The following is a 20,534-nucleotide window of genomic DNA, read 5'->3' on the forward strand; positions in this document are numbered from 1 at the left end:
AGAACCGGCAATGGGGCTGTGGCTTTTCAAGTCGGAACCTTCGGAGTACAGTTACGCGGATTTGGAACGGGACGGGGAGACGGAGTGGGACGGCGTGACGAACCCGCTGGCGCTGCGGTATTTGTCCCAGGTACGGCGGGGGGACCAGATTTATCTGTATCACACGGGGCGGGAGAAGGCGGTGGTGGGGATTCTGGAAGCGGTGGCGGATGCGCAGGGGGATCCGGGGGCCGCTGCGGGCCGACGGTGGATGGTGCGGGTGCGTCCGCTGCGCCGCCTGGAGCAGCCGGTACCGCTGAGCCGGATCAAGGCGGACCCGGCCTGCGCGGCGTGGGAACTGGTGCGCCTGGGACGGCTGTCCGTCATGCCGGTGCCGCCGCCGATCTGGGAGAAGATCGCCCGCTGGGCCAGCTCGCCGTCTGCGGAGAAGGGCCGCGGCTGATTTTCCCGCCCTCCTGCCAGCGCGGAGTATTTCGCCCGCCGGAGTGGTCAGGGAAGGCGGCGGTAGCAACAATAAAGAAAAAGAAGAAGAGAAGCTGGCCGTCGAGGAGCGGTTCCTCCTGTCCAGAGGGTGTCCCCAGGCGATCCCAGGCTAGTAGGTGACGTCATGCTGACAGCAATAGTAGCAGCGGCCCTGAGTTTGGCCCCAGCTCAGGGGGGCGAATTGAAGCTCAGCAATGTACGTTTCACGGTAGGGGAGATGGGCCCGCCGCGCCCGGAGGCCCGCTTCCTGCCGGGAGACATCGTGTACATTGGCTACGACATCGTGGGCTTGATGATCGACACGGACGGCACCGCCCGCTACCGCATGGCCATGGAGATCAGCGACGCGGCGGGCAAGGTGTACTTCAAGGAGAACCCGCGGGACCTGACCGATTTCGTGCCGCTGCGGGGGCAGGTGATACCAGCCCGGGCCTTCGTCACCGTTGGATTGGACCAACCGCCGGGGCAGTATCAGTGCAAGGTCACCGTGACGGACACGACGACGAAAGCTACGGCGAGCTTCACGGCCCGCTTCGAAGTGCTCAAGCCGGCCTTCGGCATCGTGGCGCTCCATCCGACGTTCGACCCGCAGCGGCAGATTCCGGCGCCGACCCAGGCCTTCGTCGGCCAGACGCTCTTCATCAACTTCTCGGTCGTCGGCTTTGAACGAGACGGCAAAACCCGCCAGCCGAACACCCTCAACGAATACCAGGTGTTCGACGAGAAAGGGCAGCCCTTGCTGGCCAAGGCCATCAGCCAGGTGGTGGATCGCGGCCTGGACCCCAGCGTGCCAATCTACACCTTGCAGTTTCCTTTGTTTTTGAATCGGCCCGGACGCTTCAGCGCGCGCATCACCGTCACGGATAAACTCAGCGGCAAAAGCGCCCGTGTCGAACTGCCGGTGACAGTGCTTCCTGCTCCGTGAGGCACCGGGGGGAAGGAGACAATCGCCGCACGCCGTCGCCCCGTGGAAGCGCTCGCGGAACCCCGAATCCACAAACCACGGAAGTGCCAAACCACCGAAACGCGGAACCCCGAATCCACAAACCACGGAACTTGCCGAACCGAATGGCGACGCGCCCATCGTCCTGAAAACTTCGAGGAAGGTACCAAGCCATGACTCCTGCGGAACGTGCCGAACAGATCGCTCGCTTTCGGGCCATGGCGGAGGGGGACCCCGATGACGACCTGGCCCACTTCCGCCTCGGCCAAATTTTGATGGAAGACGGGCAATATGCCGAAGCGGCCCGCGCTTTCGAGCGGGTGTTGCAGATCAATCCCCATTTTTCGCGGGTGTATCAGCATCTGGGGGAATGTCTGGTGCAGCAGGGGCAGAAGGAGCAGGCGGTCGAGGTGTTGCAGCGCGGCTGGCAGGTGGCGCAGGAGCGCGGGGACCGCGTACCCAAGGAGGCGATCGAGAAGCTGCTCGTGCAACTGGGGGCGGCCATCCCGCAAGCGAGCCAGGCGGCGGAGGAGGTCGGCGGCCCAGGGGGCTTTCGCTGCCAGCGGCCCGGCTGCATGGAAGGGAAACGGGCACGCCCGCTACCGGCCCCACCTTTTCCCGATGAACTGGGTCAACGCATCGCCCGCGACATCTGCGCTGCCTGCTGGAACCTCTGGCACCGCGACCTGAGCATCAAAGTCATCAACGAGCTGCGCCTGGACCTCAGCTCCGAGTTCGGCCAGGCGGAGTATGATAAATACATGCGGGACTTCTTCGGCTTCGAGCAGGAATCCCCAGCGTGACGGCTCCCCACCCATCCCTGGTGCGTTACAGCAAACTCGGCTGGCTCGGCAGCTTCCCAGCCCCGGAAGCCTACCCGCGGGGCGCAACGGTCCTCCTGCGCACTCCCCGCGGCCTGGAACTGGGAGAAATCCTCGTGCCGGCGCTGGCCACGGGGACCGTCCCTTCTGCCCCGCCGCGCACTGCCCCGCCGTTGGGCGGCTCGATTCTGCGCCGGGCCACGCCGGAGGACCTGCACGCCGCCCAGGAGGCGGATCAGACCGTCCAGCGTCTGCTGCCCCTCTTCGAGGCCGACGCGCCCCCCTGGCTGATCGTCGATGCGGAAGCGACCCTGGACCACTGCTGCATCCTCCACACGCTGCCTGCCCCGGCGCAAGTCGAGCGCGATCCCGCCGCCTGGACAGCCGCCTGGCAAGAACAGACCGGCTGGCGCTTCGAGGTGCTGGACCTGGCCCGCTTTTCTCCCCCGCTGGCTCCCTCGCGCACCGCGGCGCGCCGTCCGGCTCCGGTTTCCACTCCTTCCACCTCCGGTTGTTCCTCCGGCGGTTGCTCCAACGGTGGCTCCAACGGTTGCTCCAACGGTTGCTCCAACGGTGGCGGTTGTTCCAACGGTTGCTCCAACGGTGGCGGTTGTTCCAACGGTTCCTGCGGACGGGGAACCCTCTCCACCGAGGAGCTGTACGCCTACTTCGCCCTGCTGCGGGAACACTACCCGGAGCACCTCAGCCGTTATTCCTTGCTGTGAACTCGATGGTCCGACAGCGCAAACGATCATGAGCTAACACCCACAGTCCGACAGCGAAACCGATCATGAGCCGACAGCGACGGTGGCTCGCCGTGCTGCTACTCGCGCTAGCGCTGCCAGTGCTAGCGGCGGATGGGAACGACGTTTTTGACCCGCTGGCGTGGCTGAGGGCGCGGAAGCTCGGCAAGCTGACGACTGTGACGCCGCAAAGCGGCAAGCCCCTCCGGCGTCTGGCGGCCACCACGCTGGAAGAGTGGCACAAGGAGCGCGCGCTGTATCAGCAGGCATTCCGGGAACTGATCGGCCCCTGGCCATCGGAGCGGCCGCCGCTGCAAGCCCGTGTGCTGGAGCGGAAGGAGTTCGCCCAGTTCATCCGTTACAAGGTGGGGTTCCGCTCGCTGCCCTCGGAGGCCGAGTACGCCTCGGAGATTCGCGCCTGGCTGTTCGTGCCCACGGTTCCGAAACCGCCCCGCCCGGCGATTGTTGTGTTGCACCAGACGGTCCCGCAGGGAAAGGACGAACCCGCCGGAGTGCGAGCGACTTTACCGTGGCTGGCCCACGCCCTCTACTACGCACAGCGCGGCTACGTCACCCTCGCTCCCGACGCCATCGGCTATGGGGAGCGCACCGCCGGCGGCACCGCACGGACCGGCTTTGAACTGGCCGATGCTGCCCCGATCCTCGACCGCCACCCCCCTATGACCTTGCTGGGACTGATGCTCTACGATGTGACGCGATGCGTGGATTACCTGGAAACCCGGCCAGAGGTGGACCGCGACCGCATCGGCGTGCTGGGCCACTCCCAGGGCGGCCTCTTGGTGAACTGCGTGCTGGGGCTGGAACCGCGGTTCCGAGTGGGCATCGCCTCGTGCGGCTACGGGCTATTCCGCACAGACCAGCTCTTCCCGCAGCGCTGGGCCGGCAAAAACTCGGCCTACCTTCCGCGATTGGCCCTCTACGCCGGCCAAGCCGACGAGCTGCCGCTGGACTTCCTCCACATCCTGGCCTTGGCGGCTCCGCGACCCCACCTCATCCAAACGTGCTTGGGCGACACCATCTGGACCCCGCCGGCCGTCGCCGAGAACGCCTTCGTGATGAAGGAATTGAAACGCGTGCGCTCCTTCTACGGTCAGGAGGCGGAAGCCCACCTCGTTAGCATCGAACCGGGCGGCGGCGATCGACACAAAAACCACGGCTGGTACCCGGAAACCCAAAAGGCGGCGGACGCTTTGCTGGATAAAGTCCTCCAACCCTGACACTTAGCGGACACCGGCGAATGCCGCTTCCCCATTCCCTCGCAGGAAAAGGTCCTCCAACCCTGACGCGAGACGAACTCCCGGCGGATGCTGCTTCCCCTGCCCGCTCCGAGCTGTCGCTGGCGGAATGGGCGGACTCCCCTTCCCCTCTTCCTTCCTAGCCATCGCTCGTGGCCACTCGTGCTCCTAGAATGCCTTTCTCCGGGCCGCAAGGCGGTGCGGCGGTGCGGCGCCGGCCCGGAGGACGCCTTCGCAGGAGGTTCCAAACATGTTGTCGGCCAAAATCCTGATCCTGACGTTTGCTGTGTTGGGCATGGTCATGGTGCAAACGAGCCGGGCGGCCAACCCCATCGTCGTCATGGAGACGAACATGGGGACAATCACCATCGAACTGTACGAAGACAAAGCCCCGATCACCGTCAAAAACTTTTTGCAGTACGTGGATGACAAGCATTACGACGGCACGATTTTCCACCGGGTCATCGACGGGTTCATGATTCAAGGGGGCGGCTACGAACCAGGGATGAAGGAGCGCAAGACACGCCCGCCGATCAAAAACGAGTCCGCCAATGGCTTGTCCAATCTGCGGGGCACCATCGCCATGGCGCGCACGCCGGACCCGGATAGCGCCACCGCCCAGTTCTTCATCAACGTCAAGGACAACACCTTCCTGGATCGGGCCAATGCACGGGACAAAGTCGGCTACTGCGTCTTCGGGCGGGTGATCGAGGGGATGGATGTTGTGGACAAGATTAAGGCGGTCAAGACGACCCGCCGCGGAATGCACGACGATGTGCCGGAAAAGGACGTGATCATCCTCTCCGTGCGGCGGAAGCAGTAAGGACCGCAGCGGGCCAATCTCCGTCGCTTCCGGGAAAAGTCGAGGCGGCCAAGCGGCGGGGGGAACAGGGCATCGCTCCGGTCAGCCGCGTCGTGGTTCAGTCCGGCCACAGCTCGGCTTGGGCATCGCTCCGGTCAGGATGGGAGACGGGAAGCGGGGCAGGCCGTCTCTGCTGGCTGCTTTCCCCGCGTGTGGTGCTCAGCGTATCCGGCCCCGCGGCGGCGTCATTTCGGGCGCATGGGGGCCTCGGCGGGCAGGGGCGGCTGCCGCCGGCGTTCTGGGTTCCAGAGGCGGAAGCCCAGGAGCACGCCTTCGGGCAGTCCCGCGGTTTTGTAAGCCCCCTGGAGGGGCGGCACCCCCTCCTGTTGCTGCGCACCGGAGTGGATCGCGATCCCGTCCGCTGTCCGGGTCAGGCGAAGGGGTTGGCCGGTGAAGGGATCGAGGGGAACCTGCGGCAGGAATTCGGGGGTCAGGTCGCTGAGGCGGTCGGGCCAGCGCTGGTGTTTGAGCCGATAGCGTTCGCAGGCGAGGCCGACCTGGGCGCAGCGGATCAGGGTCAGGGTGTGCAGTTGGGCGGTGGCAAGGCGGCGGCTGGCGGTGTAGCGGAGGAAGTAGCCTGACAGCGGAGCGGCGGAGGCTTGGGGGTCTGCCTGGAGGGATTCCTCAAAGGCGCGCGCGGCGGCGAGTCGTTCCTCCACCGGGCGGTGCACCACCTCTTCGAGCCAGCGGGTCATGGCCCGCAGATAGTAGGCGTGTTCCCGCGGCAGGCGGTACCAGGCACTGGCGCGCAGCCACTGGTAGGCGTACCAGTCGCCGTGGGGGATGTCGTGGCCGAGAATGTCCTGGATGGAGACCTGGCCCCGCTCCAGGGCCACGAAGAGGAGGTGGTGGCTTGCCCGCTCGCTGCGCCAGCCCAGGTCCGACTTCAGGGCGTCGTGCACGTCTTCGAGCCAGCGCTGGACCTGCTCAAGCTGTTCCGGGGCGCTGTCCTGAGCCAGCCAGTGCTCCAGCTTCTCGACGCCGAGCCGGTAGCCGCCCCAGGCAATCAAGCTCGTGATGAGGAACGGCGTGTCCCCGATAACGCGGGAAATCTGGAACATGGCCTGGATGTTGCCAGCGGCGCGGCGGAAGTCCCCTTCCTCCAGAGCCAGCAAGGTGTCGAATCCGAGGAGTTCCCGCACGCCGCCCCAGTAGTGCGCGAACTCCAGGCGGGTCGCCAAGGGGTTGGTTTCCAGGGTGATGTTCACCGAGCCGCGGGGATAATTTTTGAGAGAACGGACAATGGGGATTGCTTCGGGATATTTCTGGAGGTCGCTACGCACGACTTGAACGGCAGAAGGAATCCAACGATGATTGGGCGGCACGCTGGAAAAATACTCTCGCCAGTCCGGGTGATGGCTATCCCAGGTCTGCGGCGGCTTGCCGAAGGGGTAAACTTGCTGGCCGATCCGCTGAACCAATTCCATCACATTCTGCTCCGGCGGTACCGAGGGGCGGCCCGCTTGCAAGCTCTCCCAGCTCCACGCGGGGTCCTTCTGCTCCAGCTCCGCCAGCACGGTCTGGAGTTCTCGCTGCCCCTGGTAGCGCAGCACCAGTCCGACGATGCCCCAGGCCAGCAGCGGCAGCCCGACGAAGATGAGCAGCCCCAGCAGGAGGAAACGCACCCAGCGGATCACGGCGCGCCGGACGGACGCCTTCGGACGCGGAGAGGATGCCGTCATGATCGGATTCTCCTTCCTTCAGTCAGATCAGAGACGTGAGGCGCGATCGGGTACAAGCCGAAGAACGCCGCGGATTCCCGACTGCTCCCGTCAAACGCTGGCCATTATAACCGGTTCCCCCCAGCCGGGCCAGAACAAATCCGGGGGCGTGCGGGGGCGCTTCAGCAGGAGGGTCCTCAGTCTGGGATCAGGGGTCGCCATCCGGGGACGGGGAGGTGAAGTAAGGGGCATGCGGGGCGGAATCTCCGCAGAAGGAGGAGGGCAAAATGGCGTTGACGGAGGGGAAGGGTGAGTTTATGGGTTCGGAGCGTCCGGTGCGGCATGTGCCGGTGCTGGCGGAGGAAGTGCGGGCCTGGCTGGCGCCGGCGGCGGGTCAAGTGTGGGTCGATGCGACGGTGGGCGGCGGCGGCCATGCGCGGCTTTTGGCCGAAGCCGTCGGTCCGCAAGGACACCTCATCGCGGTGGATCAGGACCCGGCGATGCTAGCGATCGCCCGCGCACGCCTGGCCGGTCTCCCCGTGACTTTCCTCCACGCCCGCTTCGATCGCCTGCCGCAACTCCTCGCCGAACTGGGCCTGGAGCGGGTGGACGGCTTGCTGGCGGACCTGGGGTTCGCCAGCGACCAGGTGGAGGACCCGCAGCGCGGCCTGAGCTTCCGCCAGCACGGCCCTCTGGACATGCGCCTGGACCCGACCGCTGATTTGACAGCCGAGGAAATTGTGAACAGTTGGTCAGAACAGGAACTGGCTCGACTTCTGTGGGAATACGGCGAGGAGCGGTACAGCCGGCGGATCGCCCGGCGGATTGTAGAGCAGCGGCAACGGCAGCCCTTGCGTACAACGACGGAGCTGGCCGAGCTGGTGCGCCGCTGCGTGCCCCGGTCGGGAGGGATCGATCCGGCCACGCGGACCTTCCAGGCCCTGCGCATCGCGGTCAACGACGAGCTAGCGGTTCTGGAGCGCCTCTTAGCTGCCCTGCCTGACCTGATCCGTCCCGGCGGCCGCGTGGGCATCATCAGCTTCCATTCGCTGGAAGACCGGCGTGTCAAGCAGGCGTTTCGCCAGGCGGAAGTGTGGGACGTCCTCACCCGCAAGCCGATCATGCCTACGGACGAGGAAATTCGGACCAATCCCCGTGCGCGGAGTGCTCGCTTGCGGGCCGCCCAGCGCCGCACTAGCTCCCCGGCTCCGCCGTAAGGGCCGCCCCCCGCCCGACACCCGGACCCGCAGGAAGCAGGCACCCAACCCCAGCAAGGAGGCATCGCATGGTCACTCCCTCGAACCCGGCCCCCAGCAGTCCCACCAGCAGCAGTAGCACGCGTGCTGGCAGTTTTTCCTGGAAGCGGCTCTGGCGCCGGCGCCCGACGAGTTCCGCCAGCTCAAGCGGTTCCGCCGCAGGAAAGGCCGCCGCAGGACGCAGTCTCTCACGCTGGACGATCGGCAGCGTGGCGGTCGTCAGCTTGCTGGCAGGCTTTACGGCCATGTACCTGTTCTATCCTCCCTCTTCCGTCCCGCCGGAGGACAGCTCTCGGAGCGAAGCGCCGCCTGCCGAGACCCAACCCGGCAGCGGGGGGAAAGCGGTGGCGCAATCTTCGTTCGGCCTTCCTGCATCCGGCAGCTCTCCGCGAGCTGAGACGAGCGCCCCGTCAGCACCAGGCCTGCTGCCGGCGCCGAGCGGGCCGTTGGCCGCTGCGCCTTCGGGAACAGCCGCCCCCCCGCCGGGAGGAGTAGCGCCGCCGCCGATGGACAACGCCTTGCCACCGCTGCCGCCGGTGGAGGCCGGGGCGGGGCTGCCGCCACCAGCGCTGCCTGTGCCGCCGGTGATTCCCGCCGGGGGTGTTCCGCCTGGAGCCGGGAGGAGTGCGCCGCCTTCCAGCGATCCGCCGCCTTCCAGCGGTACGCCTCCGCCGCCGATTCCGTTGCCGCCGGTGTCGCCGGGGGGGAGTCCCGCGGTGCCTCCGCCGAGTGGGGATGTGCCCGCAGTCGCTCCGCCGGCGCTGACTCCGCCACCTCCGGCTTCGCTCAGTCCGGCGCCGCCTTCCAGCACGCCGCCGTCGTCTGCTTCTTCTGCCGGGCCAGTTTCCACGGGATCAGCAGGAAGCGCTTCCGCGCCGCCTGGGCCGCCGTCGGTGGCACCGCCTGCCCCAAGCGAAAATACTCAGCCGCCCTCCCCGGCTCCGCCCGCAGGAGGGGAAAATCCCTCGGCCCTGCCAGTGCCTCCCGCTGCCAGTGTGCTGCCACCGCCTCCTGCGAATGCCGGTCCGGCCAGTCCGCCGCCCGCCCCTCCGCTTGTGCCTTCTGGAGGAAACGCCGGCTCGACTCCCGCAGCCGCCGGGGGAAACGATCGCGGCGCCCGCTTGACTTTACCCCAATCCGCCGAGGCCTCCCGCAATAGCTCACGCCCGCTGGAGCAGCCGACCGCTGGGATGCCTTCGCTTCCGACCGCCGCTTCTTCTTCTCCAGGGCGCACGGAAAACCCACCCGCCGTAGCGGAGCGGCCGCCCACGACGTCCTACGATGTGGACATTTACGAACCGCGGCCTGGGGACACGTGGGAGTCGATCAGCCGGGAGTTCTACCAGGATGGGCGGTATGCGGCAGCGCTGCGGGCATACAACCGGAACAAGCCGCTTCACGGCAGCGGGGCCATCGACATCCCGCCGCTTCACATCCTGCGCCGCCTGGGAGGCGATGCCACCCGTATGTCACCAGCTTCCTTTGGTCCGGGGGGCAACTCCTCTCCCGCGGGGTTGCAGCCGGCGGGGCGAGCGGTGCCGACGGACCCGTGGAACGCCGCCGCGCCAACCTATCACTCCGGCCCCGCAAGTGCCGCACCAGGAGGGTTCAAAATCTATCGGGTCCCCACCGACGGCCTCAGCCTGCCGACCATCGCCCGGCAACTGTTGGGCAACGAGCGGCGCTGGGTGGAAATCTACGACCTCAATCCAGAAGTGAACGCTTCGCGCGTGCCGGCGGGTACGGAACTGCGGCTGCCAGCGGATGCCCGCCTTCCGGGAAACTGAAAGGGTGCACCGTGGGTGTCCGCGCCTCTGTCCGGTTCTACCCGCTACTGGGTTCGGTTTCCCTCGGTCCTGCGCCTTTCTAAAACAAATCCGATCCACCACCCGATCCAGGGGAAAGTTCTGCAAGCCGAACGGCTGGCTCCTGCCGGGCTTTCCCTGGAACCGGGACAGTCCGTGGCCTTACCGACCGCGGCGTTCCGTGGCGTTACCCTGGTGTCCCCATGATCACTCGGATGACCGGCGTGCTCAACCGCGTGCTGGACGAGGAAGTTCGCCTGCAAGTCGGACCGCTCGAGTATCAGATTCTGGTACCCGAAACGGTACGGCGGCAGTTGCAGAACCGCCTCGGTCAGGAAGTCACCCTGCACACGCTGGAATATCTCGAAGGGGTCGGCAGCGGCAACCGCTTCATCCCCCGCCTGGTCGGCTTCCACACCGAGGCCGAGTTGGAATTGTTCGAGTTGTTCTGCACCGTGGAAAAGATCGGGATCAAAAAAGCCCTCAAGGCGATGGCCCGACCCAGCCACGAAATCGCCGACGCCATCAGCCGCCAGGATGTGTCTTGGCTGAGCACCTTGCCCGGCGTCGGAGCAGCCACTGCCGAGCAGATCGTGGCAACCCTCAAGCGCAAAGTCACCCGGCTAGCCTTTACCCGCGACACTGCCGCCGCTACCGGCGACTCCGCTTCGCGCGTTGACAGTCAGATGATCGACGATGTGTATCAGGCCCTTCTCGCACTCGGGCATAGTCCCCTCGAAGCCCGCCAGCGCCTGGACATCCTGCTCGCCAGCGGTAAATCCTTCCGCTCCGTCGAAGAGGCCCTCACCTTCATCTACAGCAGCAGCTCCTAGGATCAATGAAGAAAGCAGCCGCTGCCCTCCAGATCGTCCGGTCCAGAAGCGACCAGCGCCGTTAGGGCCGGGGAACGGCCAGGCGGATGCCGAAATGCTCCGGCGGAGGCAAAGGCGGCAACACGAGCGAGGAAGACATCCCGGCTCCCGCCGATTCCACCCCAGCCGAGCCAGAGGCCGCCGAGCCAAGGAAGGACGGCGCTTCCCCTGCCAGGCGGATGCCGAAATGCTCCGGCGGAGGCAAAGGCGGCAGCACCATCTCAGCCGCTGGCAGCGAAGCAGGAGAGCGCGGCGTTTTTCCGAGCGGCGGTGACACCGCGGCGGCAGTCGGCGGGCGGGAACCGTTTCCTCCCGAAGCCGTTCCGGCAACACCGGCCGGCGGCCGGCTTCCTCCCGAAGGCGGCAGCCCGGCAAGTCCCGGCGAACGAGGGCTACCCCCTGCCCCCGGATGGATTAGCCCCGGCGGCATCCCCGCAGGCAGGCCAGAATTCGCTGGCAACGGAGCCAGCACCGCTGGAGGCATCCCGGACCAACCCGGACCCGCTCCGAGCAGCCCCCCGTTACTCCCCGGCATCCACCCCGGCAGACCACCGGGCACCGGGCAGCCCGCCGGCGTTCACCCCGCCCCCGATCGACCCGGTGTAAGGGCGAACCACAGCACCATCCCGCCGACCAGACCAGCCACGGGGAAAATCCCCCACCACCGCCGACCGCCTATCCTCGCTCTGCCTTGAGGCATCCTTGCCTCCTTTCTCTGAAATGCGACTCTGTGGCCCAACGTTCCTTTCGGAAACGGATGGAGTTGTCCAGCCTGTATCACGTCGTTGCCGCAACCGCTGCCTCTCCAACAGCCGCCCCACCTTTACCACACCCCTCCCCTGCCACGAAAGGCCAATTCATTCCGACTCACAGGGCAACTGGCACAGGACCGCCACGGAGCTATAATCCGGGAACACCGGAACCATGAAGCCCTACGGCGGTGCGACGAGAAGATCAGGTCGATGAGCACTCAGGTCGATGAGGAGTTAGGAAGAAAAAAGGTCATAACGAATTCGAGCCTACACTGGCTCGAGGAATCAGCCGATCCAGGCGGCGTCGCTGGAGGTGTAGTGCACCAACTCTTCCGGGTGGAACCAGAGGGCGATTTCTGCTTCCGCATTTTCGGGGCTGTCGCTGCCGTGGATGAGGTTGTTCTGGACGCTCAGGCCGAAGTCTCCGCGGATGGTTCCGGGGGCGGAGCGGGCGCCGTCGGTCAGGCCCATGAGCAAGCGGGCGACGCTCACCGCTTCCCGCCCTTCCCAGACCATCGCCACGGTCGGGCCGCTAGTCAGAAACGCTAGCAGGCTTTCGTAGAACGGCTTGCCGCGATGGACGGCGTAGTGCCGCTCCGCCAGTTCTCGGCTCGCCTGCACCATTTTCAAAGCGACCAGGCGCAGGCCTTTGCGCTCGAAGCGGCCAATGATTTCCCCGACTAAGCGGCGTTGGACGGCATCCGGCTTGAGCAGAACGAGCGTCTTTTGCATGGGCAGTTCATCCTCCAGTCGCGTGCAGGTTCTTCCCCGGCGCTGAGAGCTTTTTGGGAAGCGGCGTCTCGCCCGCGCTCCTTCCCCCCTGTTGGTATGATCTTATGGTCTATTTATTCCGCTGCCCTGTCTGGGATTGAGGCTTCCGGTTTCCCTGGGCGTTCTCCCTGGCGATGAATCCGGCTTTCCTCCACACTGAGTCCGGCTAGCCTCGCTGATCTTCCCGGCGGGATTGGAGATAGGCACCGAGTGGCCCAACGGCCACATGAAAAAGCAGACAGCAGGTGAGGAATGCCAAAAAAACGAAGCGCCGACTTGGGGAGGTCGGACGCTTCGCGGGGGGGTGGATTGGGAGCAAGCCTGTCAGCCGCTCTCCCGGAGGGGGGGTATCACTTGGAGCACCCAGCGGCGGCACCCGCGACGACCGGAGCGTGGCAGCAGTCGTCTTTGGCCTTGCGGCAGAGGTTCAGGCCATCGAAGAGGCGGCGGCGCGGAGCGGCGCAGGGATCGCAGGGTTGCGGCGGGCAGGGGGCAGCTTGAGCCGGAGCCGGTTCGCAGGCCGGCGGGCACGGTTCCGCACAGCGCTTCTTGGCCAGCAAAGCCCGCAGGCGATCGAGCAGTCCGGGCCGGTCGCAGGGCTGGGCGCAGGGGGCGCTGGGGGGACACGGAGCGGCCTGGGCTTGGGCCGGAGCCGGCACCTTCACTTCCTTCTCCACCACCTTCGGCACCAGCTTGCAGACTTTGACCTTCTGCTCAACCGGCACGCAGACGGTCACGCACCGCTTGGCTTCATACGGCACGCACTTTTTCACATGTACCACGCAGGTCACTTGCTCGCACACCGGCACGCACTTGACCTTGGTCACCGGGCAGGCCACCTGCTTGCGCACGCACTCGTAGGTGCAGATCGTCTTGGTCACGGGCCGGCACTCGTAAGCGCAGACAGTCTTGGTCACCGGCACGCACTCGTAGGTGCAGATCGTCTTGGTCACCGGCACGCACTCGGCGATCTTCTTGCAGACGGTGACCGGCTCGCAGATCGTCTCCTTGTGCTTTTCCGTCTTGCAGATGGTCACGGTGCGCGGGCAGGGTTCATAGCACGGATCGCAGATTTTCCGCAGCCGGTCGGCCAGAGTGGGGCCTAGCTCCACTGTCACGGGAACCGAGACCTTGTGAGTCACCGTCTTGGGGCGCATCTCCGTCACCAGGACGCGCTTGTACTGGACCTCATTGACGGTGACTTGCTTCTGGACCGGGCGGCGCTCCATGACGGTGATCTGCTTTTGGACCGGCACACGCTCCATGACCGTCACCTGCTTTTGCACCGGCACACGCTCGACGACAGTGCGCATCTCGGTGACCGTCTCCGTCACTCGCTGGTAGCGGACCACTTGCCGCGTGACGGTTTCCGGCACGTACTCGAGGCGGTAGGCCGTGTAGGTTTCCTCCCGCTGCTGCGGCTGCATGACGGTGACCGTTTCCTCGACCCAGGTCGGGACCAGTTCGGTGACCTGGATTTTCTGGGTGATCCAGCCGCTGCCAGCCTGACCGCTGTTGCCAGATGGCTGGGCAGGCGCAGCGGGCTGTTGGGCGGCTACCGGCGCGCTGGACAAGCCGTCGGCAAACGCTTCCGCATCTCCGAACGCCAGCGACGCCAAACCGGCACACACGCCTCCCATCAGCCACTTCTTGAACCATCGTCCTTTCATTGGTTTTGACCCCCCTTGAGTTCCGGGTTGCCTCACTCGGGTCACAGCCGCAGCGGCCTTCCTCACGCCGCTCTCCCACGACTGTGCCTTCCCTGAGTGCTCTCACTTATATGAACGCGCCACCGCCTCCAGGGAAATCCCGCCGCCCATTTCCGCCACAATTTGCCCTCGATTTCCGAACGAATCTAACTGGGAAACCTAAAACGCCGCCTCTAGGATTCACACCTGTTTCAACTTCCAGAACAAGCGGTAACGAGGATAGCGGCCTCCTCGTCGTGTTTGTAAAAATTGCAAGCCGATTTTCCTCAAGTCTCGCCTGTCTTCTGCCCCCCCCCTCGGCCAGGCGTTGACCCGGACTTTCCCCCAGCAGTTCCCGTCCTGTCCTGGAGCTGCCCGGATCATCGCCGGGATTCCCACGCATGAGGACCAACCTTTTGCGGAAGGCTTGCAACCCAAGGCGCAGAACCCGGTGCAGGCCAAGGCCAGAATCCGCTGGCGGCAGGAGGGTTGCGAGAAGACGGAATGCGTAAGATGATAGAAAGGCACCCGCGGAACCGAAGGCGGAGGGAGGCGAAGGGGTCATCCGGTGCAGGGGCGCTGCGGGAGAGGCCGACCGGCTCGCCGCCGCCCGAACCGAGGAGGAGCGAACCATGCCCGCGGTACTGGACGATGTGACGGCGGAGATTCTGGCACTCAAAAAGGAACGCGAGGCGATCATCCTGGCCCACTATTACCAGCAAGGGGAGATTCAGGAGCTGGCGGATGTGACGGGGGATAGTCTCAAGCTGGCACGGGCCGCCGCCGCGGTGCGCAACCCCGTGATCGTCTTCTGCGGCGTAGTGTTCATGGCCGAGACGGCCAAGATGCTCAACCCGGACAAGCGGGTGCTGGTGCCGGACTTGCAGGCCGGTTGCAGTCTGGTGGATTCCTGCCCGGCGGACAAACTGCAGCGCTATCAGGAGATGCTCCGGGCCAACGGGCGGCGCTTCCAGACGGTTTGCTACATCAACAGCTCGGCGGCGGTCAAAGCGCTTTCGGACTGGGTAGTGACCAGCGGCAATGCCGTGGAGGTCGTGCGCGACCGGGTGCCTGCGGATTACGAAATCCTCTTTGTCCCGGACCGGCATTTGGGGGCGTATTTGCAAGAGGTGACTGGCCGGTCGATGATCCTCTGGGACGGTGCCTGCGTGGTCCATGAGGTCTTCAGTCTCACGGACCTTTTGGAGATGCAGCGGCGCTACCCGCAAGCGAAGACCATCGCCCATCCGGAATGCCCGAAGAACATCCTGGAGCATGCGGACTTTGTCGGCGGCACGGAGGCGATGCGGCAGTTCGTCGCCCGCCAGGCGCAGCCCACCACCTTCCTGGTGGCCACCGAGGCGAACATGATCTGGGAGTTGCAGCGGCATTATCCGCAGCACACCTATCTGCCGGTGCCGGGGATCAGTTGCGCCTGCAATCGCTGCCCCCACATGGCCCGCAACACGCTAGAGAAAGTCCGGGACTGCCTGCGGAACCTCGCCCCGGAGATTCTCTGGCAACCGGAGTTCGACCGCGCGCGCGAGGTCCTGACGCGCAGCCTGCTTCAGCCGCCTGCGCCCAATCCCCCCGCCGGAGATTGACATTTCCCCCACCCAGGACGTGCCGGCCGGACTCACGCCAGGAGTGCACCATGCTGCCTTCCCCCCGTCTGATGCTCCGCCTATCCCACCCCTGCCCTTACGTCGCGGATATGCCTCGTGGGCTGGACGACCCCACCGCCGAGCTACTGGAGCTGCCCGCTAGCGGCATCGTGCAGGCCCACGCCGCCCTGGAAGAGAAGCGCCCCTATGCCGAACTCCGCCTGGGATGGAACGAAAAAGGGCTGGGCGTACAACTGACCGTCACTGGCAAGCGGCAGGGGTTGCAAGGGGACCAGGAACGTCCCGGTTCCTGCGACGGCCTGCATCTGTGGCTAGCCACCCGGCCTGTCGGCTCCAGCCGCCGCGCCACCCGCTACTGCCACCACCTGATCCTTTTGGCCACCGGCTGCGGACCGCAACGGGACCAACCCGGCCTCACCGCCCAACGCATCCCCCGCGCCCTTCAGGACGCCCCCCTGCCCCGCACCGAACTCGGCCTCATCCGCCGCTACTCCCTCCCCACCGGCCACGACTACCGCCTCCAGGCCTTCCTCCCCGCACCCGCCCTGCCCGGCTACGACCCGGAGGAATCCCCCCACCTCGGCTTCTTCTTCCTCGTCCGCGATCACGAACTCGGCGACCAGTTCCTGGCCCTCGACTGGAATTTCCCCGTCGGCGAAGACCCCGCCCTCTGGGACCAGCTCCACCTCATCCGCTGACAACCGGTGAGCACCCCCCTGCCCCGCCCGGCACCTTCCCCAAACGCCGAAGCCACGACCCGCCAACGGCAGGCCGTGGCCCCGTGTGTGCGACTCTTCCTACTTGCCAGGCTGGTGGTTCTGCCTCGCAGCTCGGCTGTCGCGTGCTCAATCCTGGGCCTGGCGCTGGGCACGCCACTGCCGCCACCCCAACGCCCCCAGCATCAGCCCGAACACCACGAGCGTCGCCGGTGCGGGGATGGGATCACCGGTGCCACCACCACCGCCGTTGCCACCACCACCGCCACCACCGCCACCACCACCGCCACCACCGCCACCACCGCCACCACCACCGCCACCACTCTGAGGCATGTAGAGGCTCATGTGGCTCAAGTTGGGTTGATTGCCACTCCCCACGGACTGCAATCCCGCCGTCGTGAAGAGAAACCCTAGGACATTGCTGAAAGAGTTGTCAAAGTAATAAGCGGCGTAACTGTCGCCCCCTTTGACAGCAATCACAAACGGCCCGTTGATCGGATTATCCAGCAGGATCTGCCCCGATGTGGCCGAGGGGTTGGAGGTAAACGGCCCGTTGTTCGTGTCATCGGAAGAGCCGATCAACGTCCAGGTGGTAAGTCCTGTATTGAACAAGTTCTGGTTATTCAACCGGTCGAGCAAATCCGTGGGTTTGTCGTTGCCGGAGAAGGGTCCTGCCGCGGCGGTGGCGTTAGTGAAAACGGGTGTTAGCGGCGGTGGTGGCAGCGGTGGTGGCGGCGGTGGTGGGATGGTAATCGCTTGGACATCGCTAGTCATCGGTCCCGCTTGCACTGAGGCAGTTTGGGACAACGTCAGGGCAGTCGCAAGGCTTGCCAACAGCACAAAGCGGCGAACGTGGGCGAACATGGTACTTCCTCCCCAAGGTGCGCGGTCAAGGTGGAACGTCTGAGTGGGGAGCCGCGACTCTCCCCGACGTAACGTCCGGACTGAAAAATAAGCTGTTGAACCAAGATACGTTTGAATTTTTTGCTAGGCAATAAATTGCTCAGCAGAAAACTCAATCGTTTGATTCGACTACATCTATGGTATTGCGTCCCTAAAGGACTACAAATCGAATTGCAGAAAAAAATCCATTTTTTTACGTACATTTTTGCTGACAGAGGAATATCATTGGTGATTCATTTCTGAATGCAAAAAATTCATCGGATAGCAAATCGACACGGTGTCTGCACGCTTGACAATTCGACCCGTGAGGGGAAGTGGTGGGCGGTTGGCATCGTCCTGGGCATCCTGTCAGTCTCCCGACATCGCTCCCGGCACTGGCAAAGGGGCAAGCTCAAGCAAGCCAAGCGGTGAGGAGAAGGAAGGGAAATGGACTCAAGCGGAGCGGTCGGGAGCGTCGTTTGACCCACAGCAATCCGGCGTTCTAGAGCGGGATGGCAGCCGCGGCCAATGGCGGCTCCAATCAGAAACCCCTGCCAGGCGAGGCGCTCAGCCACCCGCAGGGGTTGCAGCGACAGATAGGGGGAGATGGAGAGCAAGGCTGGCGTAACAGACGGGGGAATACGCTGGGGACGCCCGAGGCGGGGCCGACCGGCGGGTGTCACTTGCGGAGCAGGTCGATCTTCATCTCCTCCTTGTCCACCGCGAAGATGTACTCCATCGCGTCCAGATCGCGGGAGGGATTGACGCCACGGCCCAACTGGCGGGTGTAATAAGCGAGCTTGTAACTCTTCTCCTGATACCCTTCCTCGAAGGAGGCGTCGAATTTGATATAGGGGATTTGGTCGAAGGGTCCCTTGAGCCAGTGGACGGTGTAGGTGTGCGGCTTGATGGCGTGGTTTTCCCATTCGCCATTTTCTCCCCAGCGGACCTGGTAGTGGAGGGTGAAGCGGGTGGGGTTTTCCACGCTGAAGACGCGATGGAGGACGATGGAATCGAGGAGGTCGCGGATTTCCGCGAAGTGGATCGCTCCGGTGAGGATGCCGCCGGGTCCGCCGTTGAAGGAGGCAATGCCGACGACCTCGCCGTCATCGTTGAGAACAGGCCCGCCGCTGTTGCCGTTGAAGGCCGCACAGCAGCAGAGAATCACCTTGCTGTTGCGCACCGCGATGTTGGGGATGCGGTTGCGGGCGTCGATCTGCCCCACTGCCGGCTGAGTGCCCGCGGCCCAGCGCCACAGGGGGCGTTCCGCCGGATTGCCGAGAATGTGGAGCGTATCCTGCGCTTTGGGATCGAAGCGGGCTAGCGGCAGCTCCTTGGCCGAGTCGGGAATCTGGTCGAGCTGGAGGATGGCCAGGTCCTTGTCCTTATCCTGGGCGACGATGCGTGCTCTGGAGAAGAAGCGGTTTTTGATCAGGCGCGGAGCATTATCGAAATAATACTTTCTCTCGGAGATGACCTCGCCGAAGAGGCCGCGGACGGGGAAGAGGACCAGGATTTTGTCCTTTTCCTTTTCCTGGGTGACGTGGTAGTTGGTGACGACAAGTTTGCGGCGGCGATCGATGAGGAAGCCGCTCCCCTGGCTGACTTCATCCCGGAACAGTCCTTCGCGGAGGACCGTTTCGACGTAGACGACGCCGTCGATGCAGCGGTCGTACACCTGGAGGGCTTGCGGTTGGGCCAGGCCCAAGCTGGCGGCGACACCGAGGACCAAAGCGACAGAGAGCAGGCGGTACATGGGCGAACCTCCCGGATTCAGGGTCCTGCCATCCCTGGCGCGTCTGCCGCTCGTGGGAGCGATCCTCGAAGGGGTCAGGCTCCGGGGGAAGAATCACCTCCCGCGGGCGGACCATCCTTGGGAGCCGACATACAAATCCAAGCTCGTCTATCCACGATATTCGTGAGCCGGATCATTTCCTTGAGATTTTTTCCATGTTTTCCCGAAAAGAAAGAGGGTTGAAAAGGTAAGTTGTTCCCAAAGCTGGACAGTTTCGGAAGAAAGCTATCCGCGTCCGGGTGCAGGGCAGGGGGTGGCTAGGGATGCCCGGCAGCAGCCAGCGAGGCCGGAACCGAGCGCCCCATGCCGGAATCAAATGCTCCGCCCTGGTGATGGGGAATGCTCCGCCCTGGTGATGGGGAAGTTTGGCGTTTTCCAGCAGGAACGGGAGGCAGGGGAAGGGCGGGGAGGCTCAGGGCTGGGTGAGCCAGCGGCGGGAGAAGCGGGCGAAGGTGAGGGTTTGGTAGGGGTGTTGGGTGCCGGCTTCGTAGAGGCAGGCGCAGGTGCCATCGGGGAGGACGGCCAGGCAGGAGTAGGCGGCGGGTCCCTCGTGGAGGAGGCGGGCGTGGGGCCAGGTCTTGCCGCCGTCGGGACTGAGCCGGACGGTCAAGCGCTGGCGGCGCGTGCTTGCGGGATTGGAGAAGAGGAGTTCATCGCCGCGCTCCGAGAGGCGGATGAGGCTGGCCTGGCAGACGGGATCGACCAGGGCGGGGTCCTCGACGGGTTCGGAGAAGGTTTTTCCCCCGTCGCGGCTGCGGGCAATCAGGCGGCGGAAGTGCTGCGGGCGGTAGGTGCGGATGTTGAGCAGGATGGTGCCATCGCTCAGTTCGACAGCCTGGCATTCGTTGCAATCGGGTCCGGTGCTGCCGCCGAGGTGCCAGGTTTTGCCGCCGTCGTCGCTGTAGATGACGTGGGAGCGGCGGGTCTTGCCGCCATCGGCTTTGTGATCGCAGGGGATGAGGAGTCGGCCGCTGCGCAGTTGGATGCCGACCCCGGGTCCGGTGGCGTACCAGCTCCACTCCGGCTTTTTGACCGCCGCCGTGATCTCCCGCGGCGGACTCCAGGTGCGTCCGTCATCACGGCTGGAGGTGATCCAGACGGTGCGGCTGCCGCGGCTTTTGCCGCTGACGATGGCGGCTTCTGTGTCGCTGCCGAGGTTGTGGGTCATGAGCAGCCAGATGGTGCCGCTCTGGCGCTCGACGACGGGGCAGGGGTTGCCGCAGGTGTTGGCCCCCTCGTCCCAGAGGACCTGGAGGGGTCCCCAGGTTTTGCCGCCGTCGGTGCTGCGTTTGTACACCAGGTCGATGTCGCCGCTATCGCCGCTGCCCTTTTTCCGGCCTTCGCAGAAGGCCAAGAGCGTACCCTGCGGGGTGACCAAGAGCGAGGGGATGCGGAAGGTGTGGTAGCCCTCCTGACCGGCGGCGAAGAGGACGGTCTTCTGGGGTTCGTCCGCAGCGGGGGGCGGAGCCGGGGAGGGGGTCGGGGGCTGAGCTGTCCCTGACGTGGGGAAGTCCAGGGACAAAGCCACCAGCAGAACCAGGGGCAGAAGCAGGCGCAGGCGGGACCGCATGGCAGGTGTCCTCCAGCGTTTTCGGCGAGGGTT

At 65.1% G+C, this 20,534-nt stretch carries 20 protein-coding genes; 11 read left to right on the forward strand and 9 right to left on the reverse strand.

The genetic code is table 11. From position 1 onward, the window contains the following. The first annotated feature begins 10 nt into the window (after window positions 1-10). The 6 genes from H0921_RS10665 to H0921_RS10690 all read left to right on the forward strand — a co-directional run bounded on the left by H0921_RS10665 (window position 11) and on the right by H0921_RS10690 (window position 5,069). Window positions 11-442, forward strand: coding sequence for an EVE domain-containing protein (locus H0921_RS10665; RefSeq protein WP_194538071.1), 432 nt, complete (start codon window positions 11-13; stop codon window positions 440-442). 165 nt (window positions 443-607) lie between these two features. Then, the gene (locus tag H0921_RS10670) at window positions 608-1,408 is read left to right on the forward strand and encodes a hypothetical protein (RefSeq protein WP_194538072.1); all 801 of its coding nucleotides are present in this window, start codon (window positions 608-610) and stop codon (window positions 1,406-1,408) included. A 191-nt stretch (window positions 1,409-1,599) separates the two neighbouring features. After that, entirely contained in the window at window positions 1,600-2,229 is a 630-nt protein-coding gene (locus H0921_RS10675) for a Fe(2+)-trafficking protein (RefSeq protein ID WP_194538073.1), read from the forward strand. Then, window positions 2,226-2,972 (forward strand): hypothetical protein, encoded by a 747-nt coding sequence (locus tag H0921_RS10680; RefSeq protein WP_194538074.1) that lies wholly within the window; start codon window positions 2,226-2,228, stop codon window positions 2,970-2,972. The genes H0921_RS10675 and H0921_RS10680 overlap by 4 nt, the downstream gene beginning before the upstream one ends. 65 nt (window positions 2,973-3,037) lie before the next feature. Then, window positions 3,038-4,228 carry an alpha/beta hydrolase gene (locus tag H0921_RS10685; RefSeq protein ID WP_194538075.1) on the forward strand — a complete coding sequence of 397 codons (1,191 nt, stop codon included), beginning with the start codon at window positions 3,038-3,040 and terminating at the stop codon, window positions 4,226-4,228. Window positions 4,229-4,547: 319 nt separating this feature from the next. Next, entirely contained in the window at window positions 4,548-5,069 is a 522-nt protein-coding gene (locus H0921_RS10690; protein WP_228499442.1) for a peptidylprolyl isomerase, read from the forward strand. A gap of 224 nt (window positions 5,070-5,293) precedes the next feature. Here H0921_RS10690 and H0921_RS10695 read toward each other — a convergent pair whose 3' ends face one another. Beyond that, entirely contained in the window at window positions 5,294-6,790 is a 1,497-nt protein-coding gene (locus H0921_RS10695) for a hypothetical protein (RefSeq protein ID WP_194538076.1), read from the reverse strand. 266 nt (window positions 6,791-7,056) lie between these two features. On the opposite strand from H0921_RS10695, the gene rsmH reads away from it, so the two are divergent. Next, window positions 7,057-7,986 carry a 16S rRNA (cytosine(1402)-N(4))-methyltransferase RsmH gene (gene rsmH / locus H0921_RS10700; RefSeq protein WP_228499416.1) on the forward strand — a complete coding sequence of 310 codons (930 nt, stop codon included), beginning with the start codon at window positions 7,057-7,059 and terminating at the stop codon, window positions 7,984-7,986. Here rsmH and H0921_RS10705 read toward each other — a convergent pair. Next, on the reverse strand, window positions 7,964-8,272 hold the full coding sequence (locus tag H0921_RS10705) for a hypothetical protein (RefSeq protein ID WP_194538077.1): 309 nt from the start codon (window positions 8,270-8,272) through the stop codon (window positions 7,964-7,966). The genes rsmH and H0921_RS10705 overlap by 23 nt on opposite strands. Here H0921_RS10705 and H0921_RS10710 point away from each other — a divergent pair. Next, on the forward strand, window positions 8,271-9,812 hold the full coding sequence (locus H0921_RS10710) for a LysM peptidoglycan-binding domain-containing protein (protein ID WP_194538078.1): 1,542 nt from the start codon (window positions 8,271-8,273) through the stop codon (window positions 9,810-9,812). The two genes, H0921_RS10705 and H0921_RS10710, sit on opposite strands and share 2 nt — an antisense overlap. Before the next feature lie 221 nt (window positions 9,813-10,033). Further along, on the forward strand, window positions 10,034-10,663 hold the full coding sequence (gene ruvA, locus H0921_RS10715; RefSeq protein ID WP_194538079.1) for a Holliday junction branch migration protein RuvA: 630 nt from the start codon (window positions 10,034-10,036) through the stop codon (window positions 10,661-10,663). 61 nt (window positions 10,664-10,724) lie between these two features. Here the strand turns inward: ruvA and H0921_RS10720 are convergent, their stop codons facing one another. The 4 genes from H0921_RS10720 to H0921_RS10730 form a co-directional block, all read right to left on the reverse strand. Further along, window positions 10,725-11,261, reverse strand: coding sequence for a hypothetical protein (locus H0921_RS10720; RefSeq protein WP_194538080.1), 537 nt, complete (start codon window positions 11,259-11,261; stop codon window positions 10,725-10,727). An 18-nt stretch (window positions 11,262-11,279) separates the two neighbouring features. Next, a complete protein-coding gene (locus H0921_RS18220) occupies window positions 11,280-11,402 on the reverse strand; it encodes a hypothetical protein (protein WP_261345471.1) in 123 nt (40 codons plus the stop codon). 337 nt (window positions 11,403-11,739) lie between these two features. Further along, window positions 11,740-12,186, reverse strand: a complete 447-nt coding sequence (gene ndk, locus H0921_RS10725; protein ID WP_194538081.1) for a nucleoside-diphosphate kinase — start codon at window positions 12,184-12,186, stop codon at window positions 11,740-11,742. A gap of 389 nt (window positions 12,187-12,575) precedes the next feature. Further along, complete coding sequence (locus tag H0921_RS10730; protein WP_194538082.1) at window positions 12,576-13,895, reverse strand: hypothetical protein; 1,320 nt, start codon at window positions 13,893-13,895, stop codon at window positions 12,576-12,578. 650 nt (window positions 13,896-14,545) lie between these two features. Between H0921_RS10730 and nadA the strand changes: the two genes are divergently transcribed. Both nadA and H0921_RS10740 read left to right on the forward strand, forming a co-directional pair. After that, window positions 14,546-15,517 (forward strand): quinolinate synthase NadA, encoded by a 972-nt coding sequence (nadA, locus tag H0921_RS10735; protein ID WP_194538083.1) that lies wholly within the window; start codon window positions 14,546-14,548, stop codon window positions 15,515-15,517. A 50-nt stretch (window positions 15,518-15,567) separates the two neighbouring features. Next, window positions 15,568-16,236 (forward strand): hypothetical protein, encoded by a 669-nt coding sequence (locus H0921_RS10740; RefSeq protein ID WP_194538084.1) that lies wholly within the window; start codon window positions 15,568-15,570, stop codon window positions 16,234-16,236. A gap of 147 nt (window positions 16,237-16,383) precedes the next feature. Here the strand turns inward: H0921_RS10740 and H0921_RS10745 are convergent, their stop codons facing one another. The 3 genes from H0921_RS10745 to H0921_RS10755 all read right to left on the reverse strand — a co-directional run bounded on the left by H0921_RS10745 (window position 16,384) and on the right by H0921_RS10755 (window position 20,501). Next, window positions 16,384-17,118 (reverse strand): hypothetical protein, encoded by a 735-nt coding sequence (locus H0921_RS10745; protein ID WP_194538085.1) that lies wholly within the window; start codon window positions 17,116-17,118, stop codon window positions 16,384-16,386. A 697-nt stretch (window positions 17,119-17,815) separates the two neighbouring features. Further along, entirely contained in the window at window positions 17,816-18,892 is a 1,077-nt protein-coding gene (locus H0921_RS10750) for a S1 family peptidase (RefSeq protein ID WP_194538086.1), read from the reverse strand. 451 nt (window positions 18,893-19,343) lie between these two features. Next, the gene (locus H0921_RS10755; RefSeq protein WP_194538087.1) at window positions 19,344-20,501 is read right to left on the reverse strand and encodes a sialidase family protein; all 1,158 of its coding nucleotides are present in this window, start codon (window positions 20,499-20,501) and stop codon (window positions 19,344-19,346) included. Window positions 20,502-20,534 lie beyond the last annotated feature (33 nt).

This window comes from Thermogemmata fonticola (assembly GCF_013694095.1).
In the GTDB taxonomy this organism is placed as follows: Bacteria; Planctomycetota; Planctomycetia; order Gemmatales; family Gemmataceae; genus Thermogemmata; species Thermogemmata fonticola.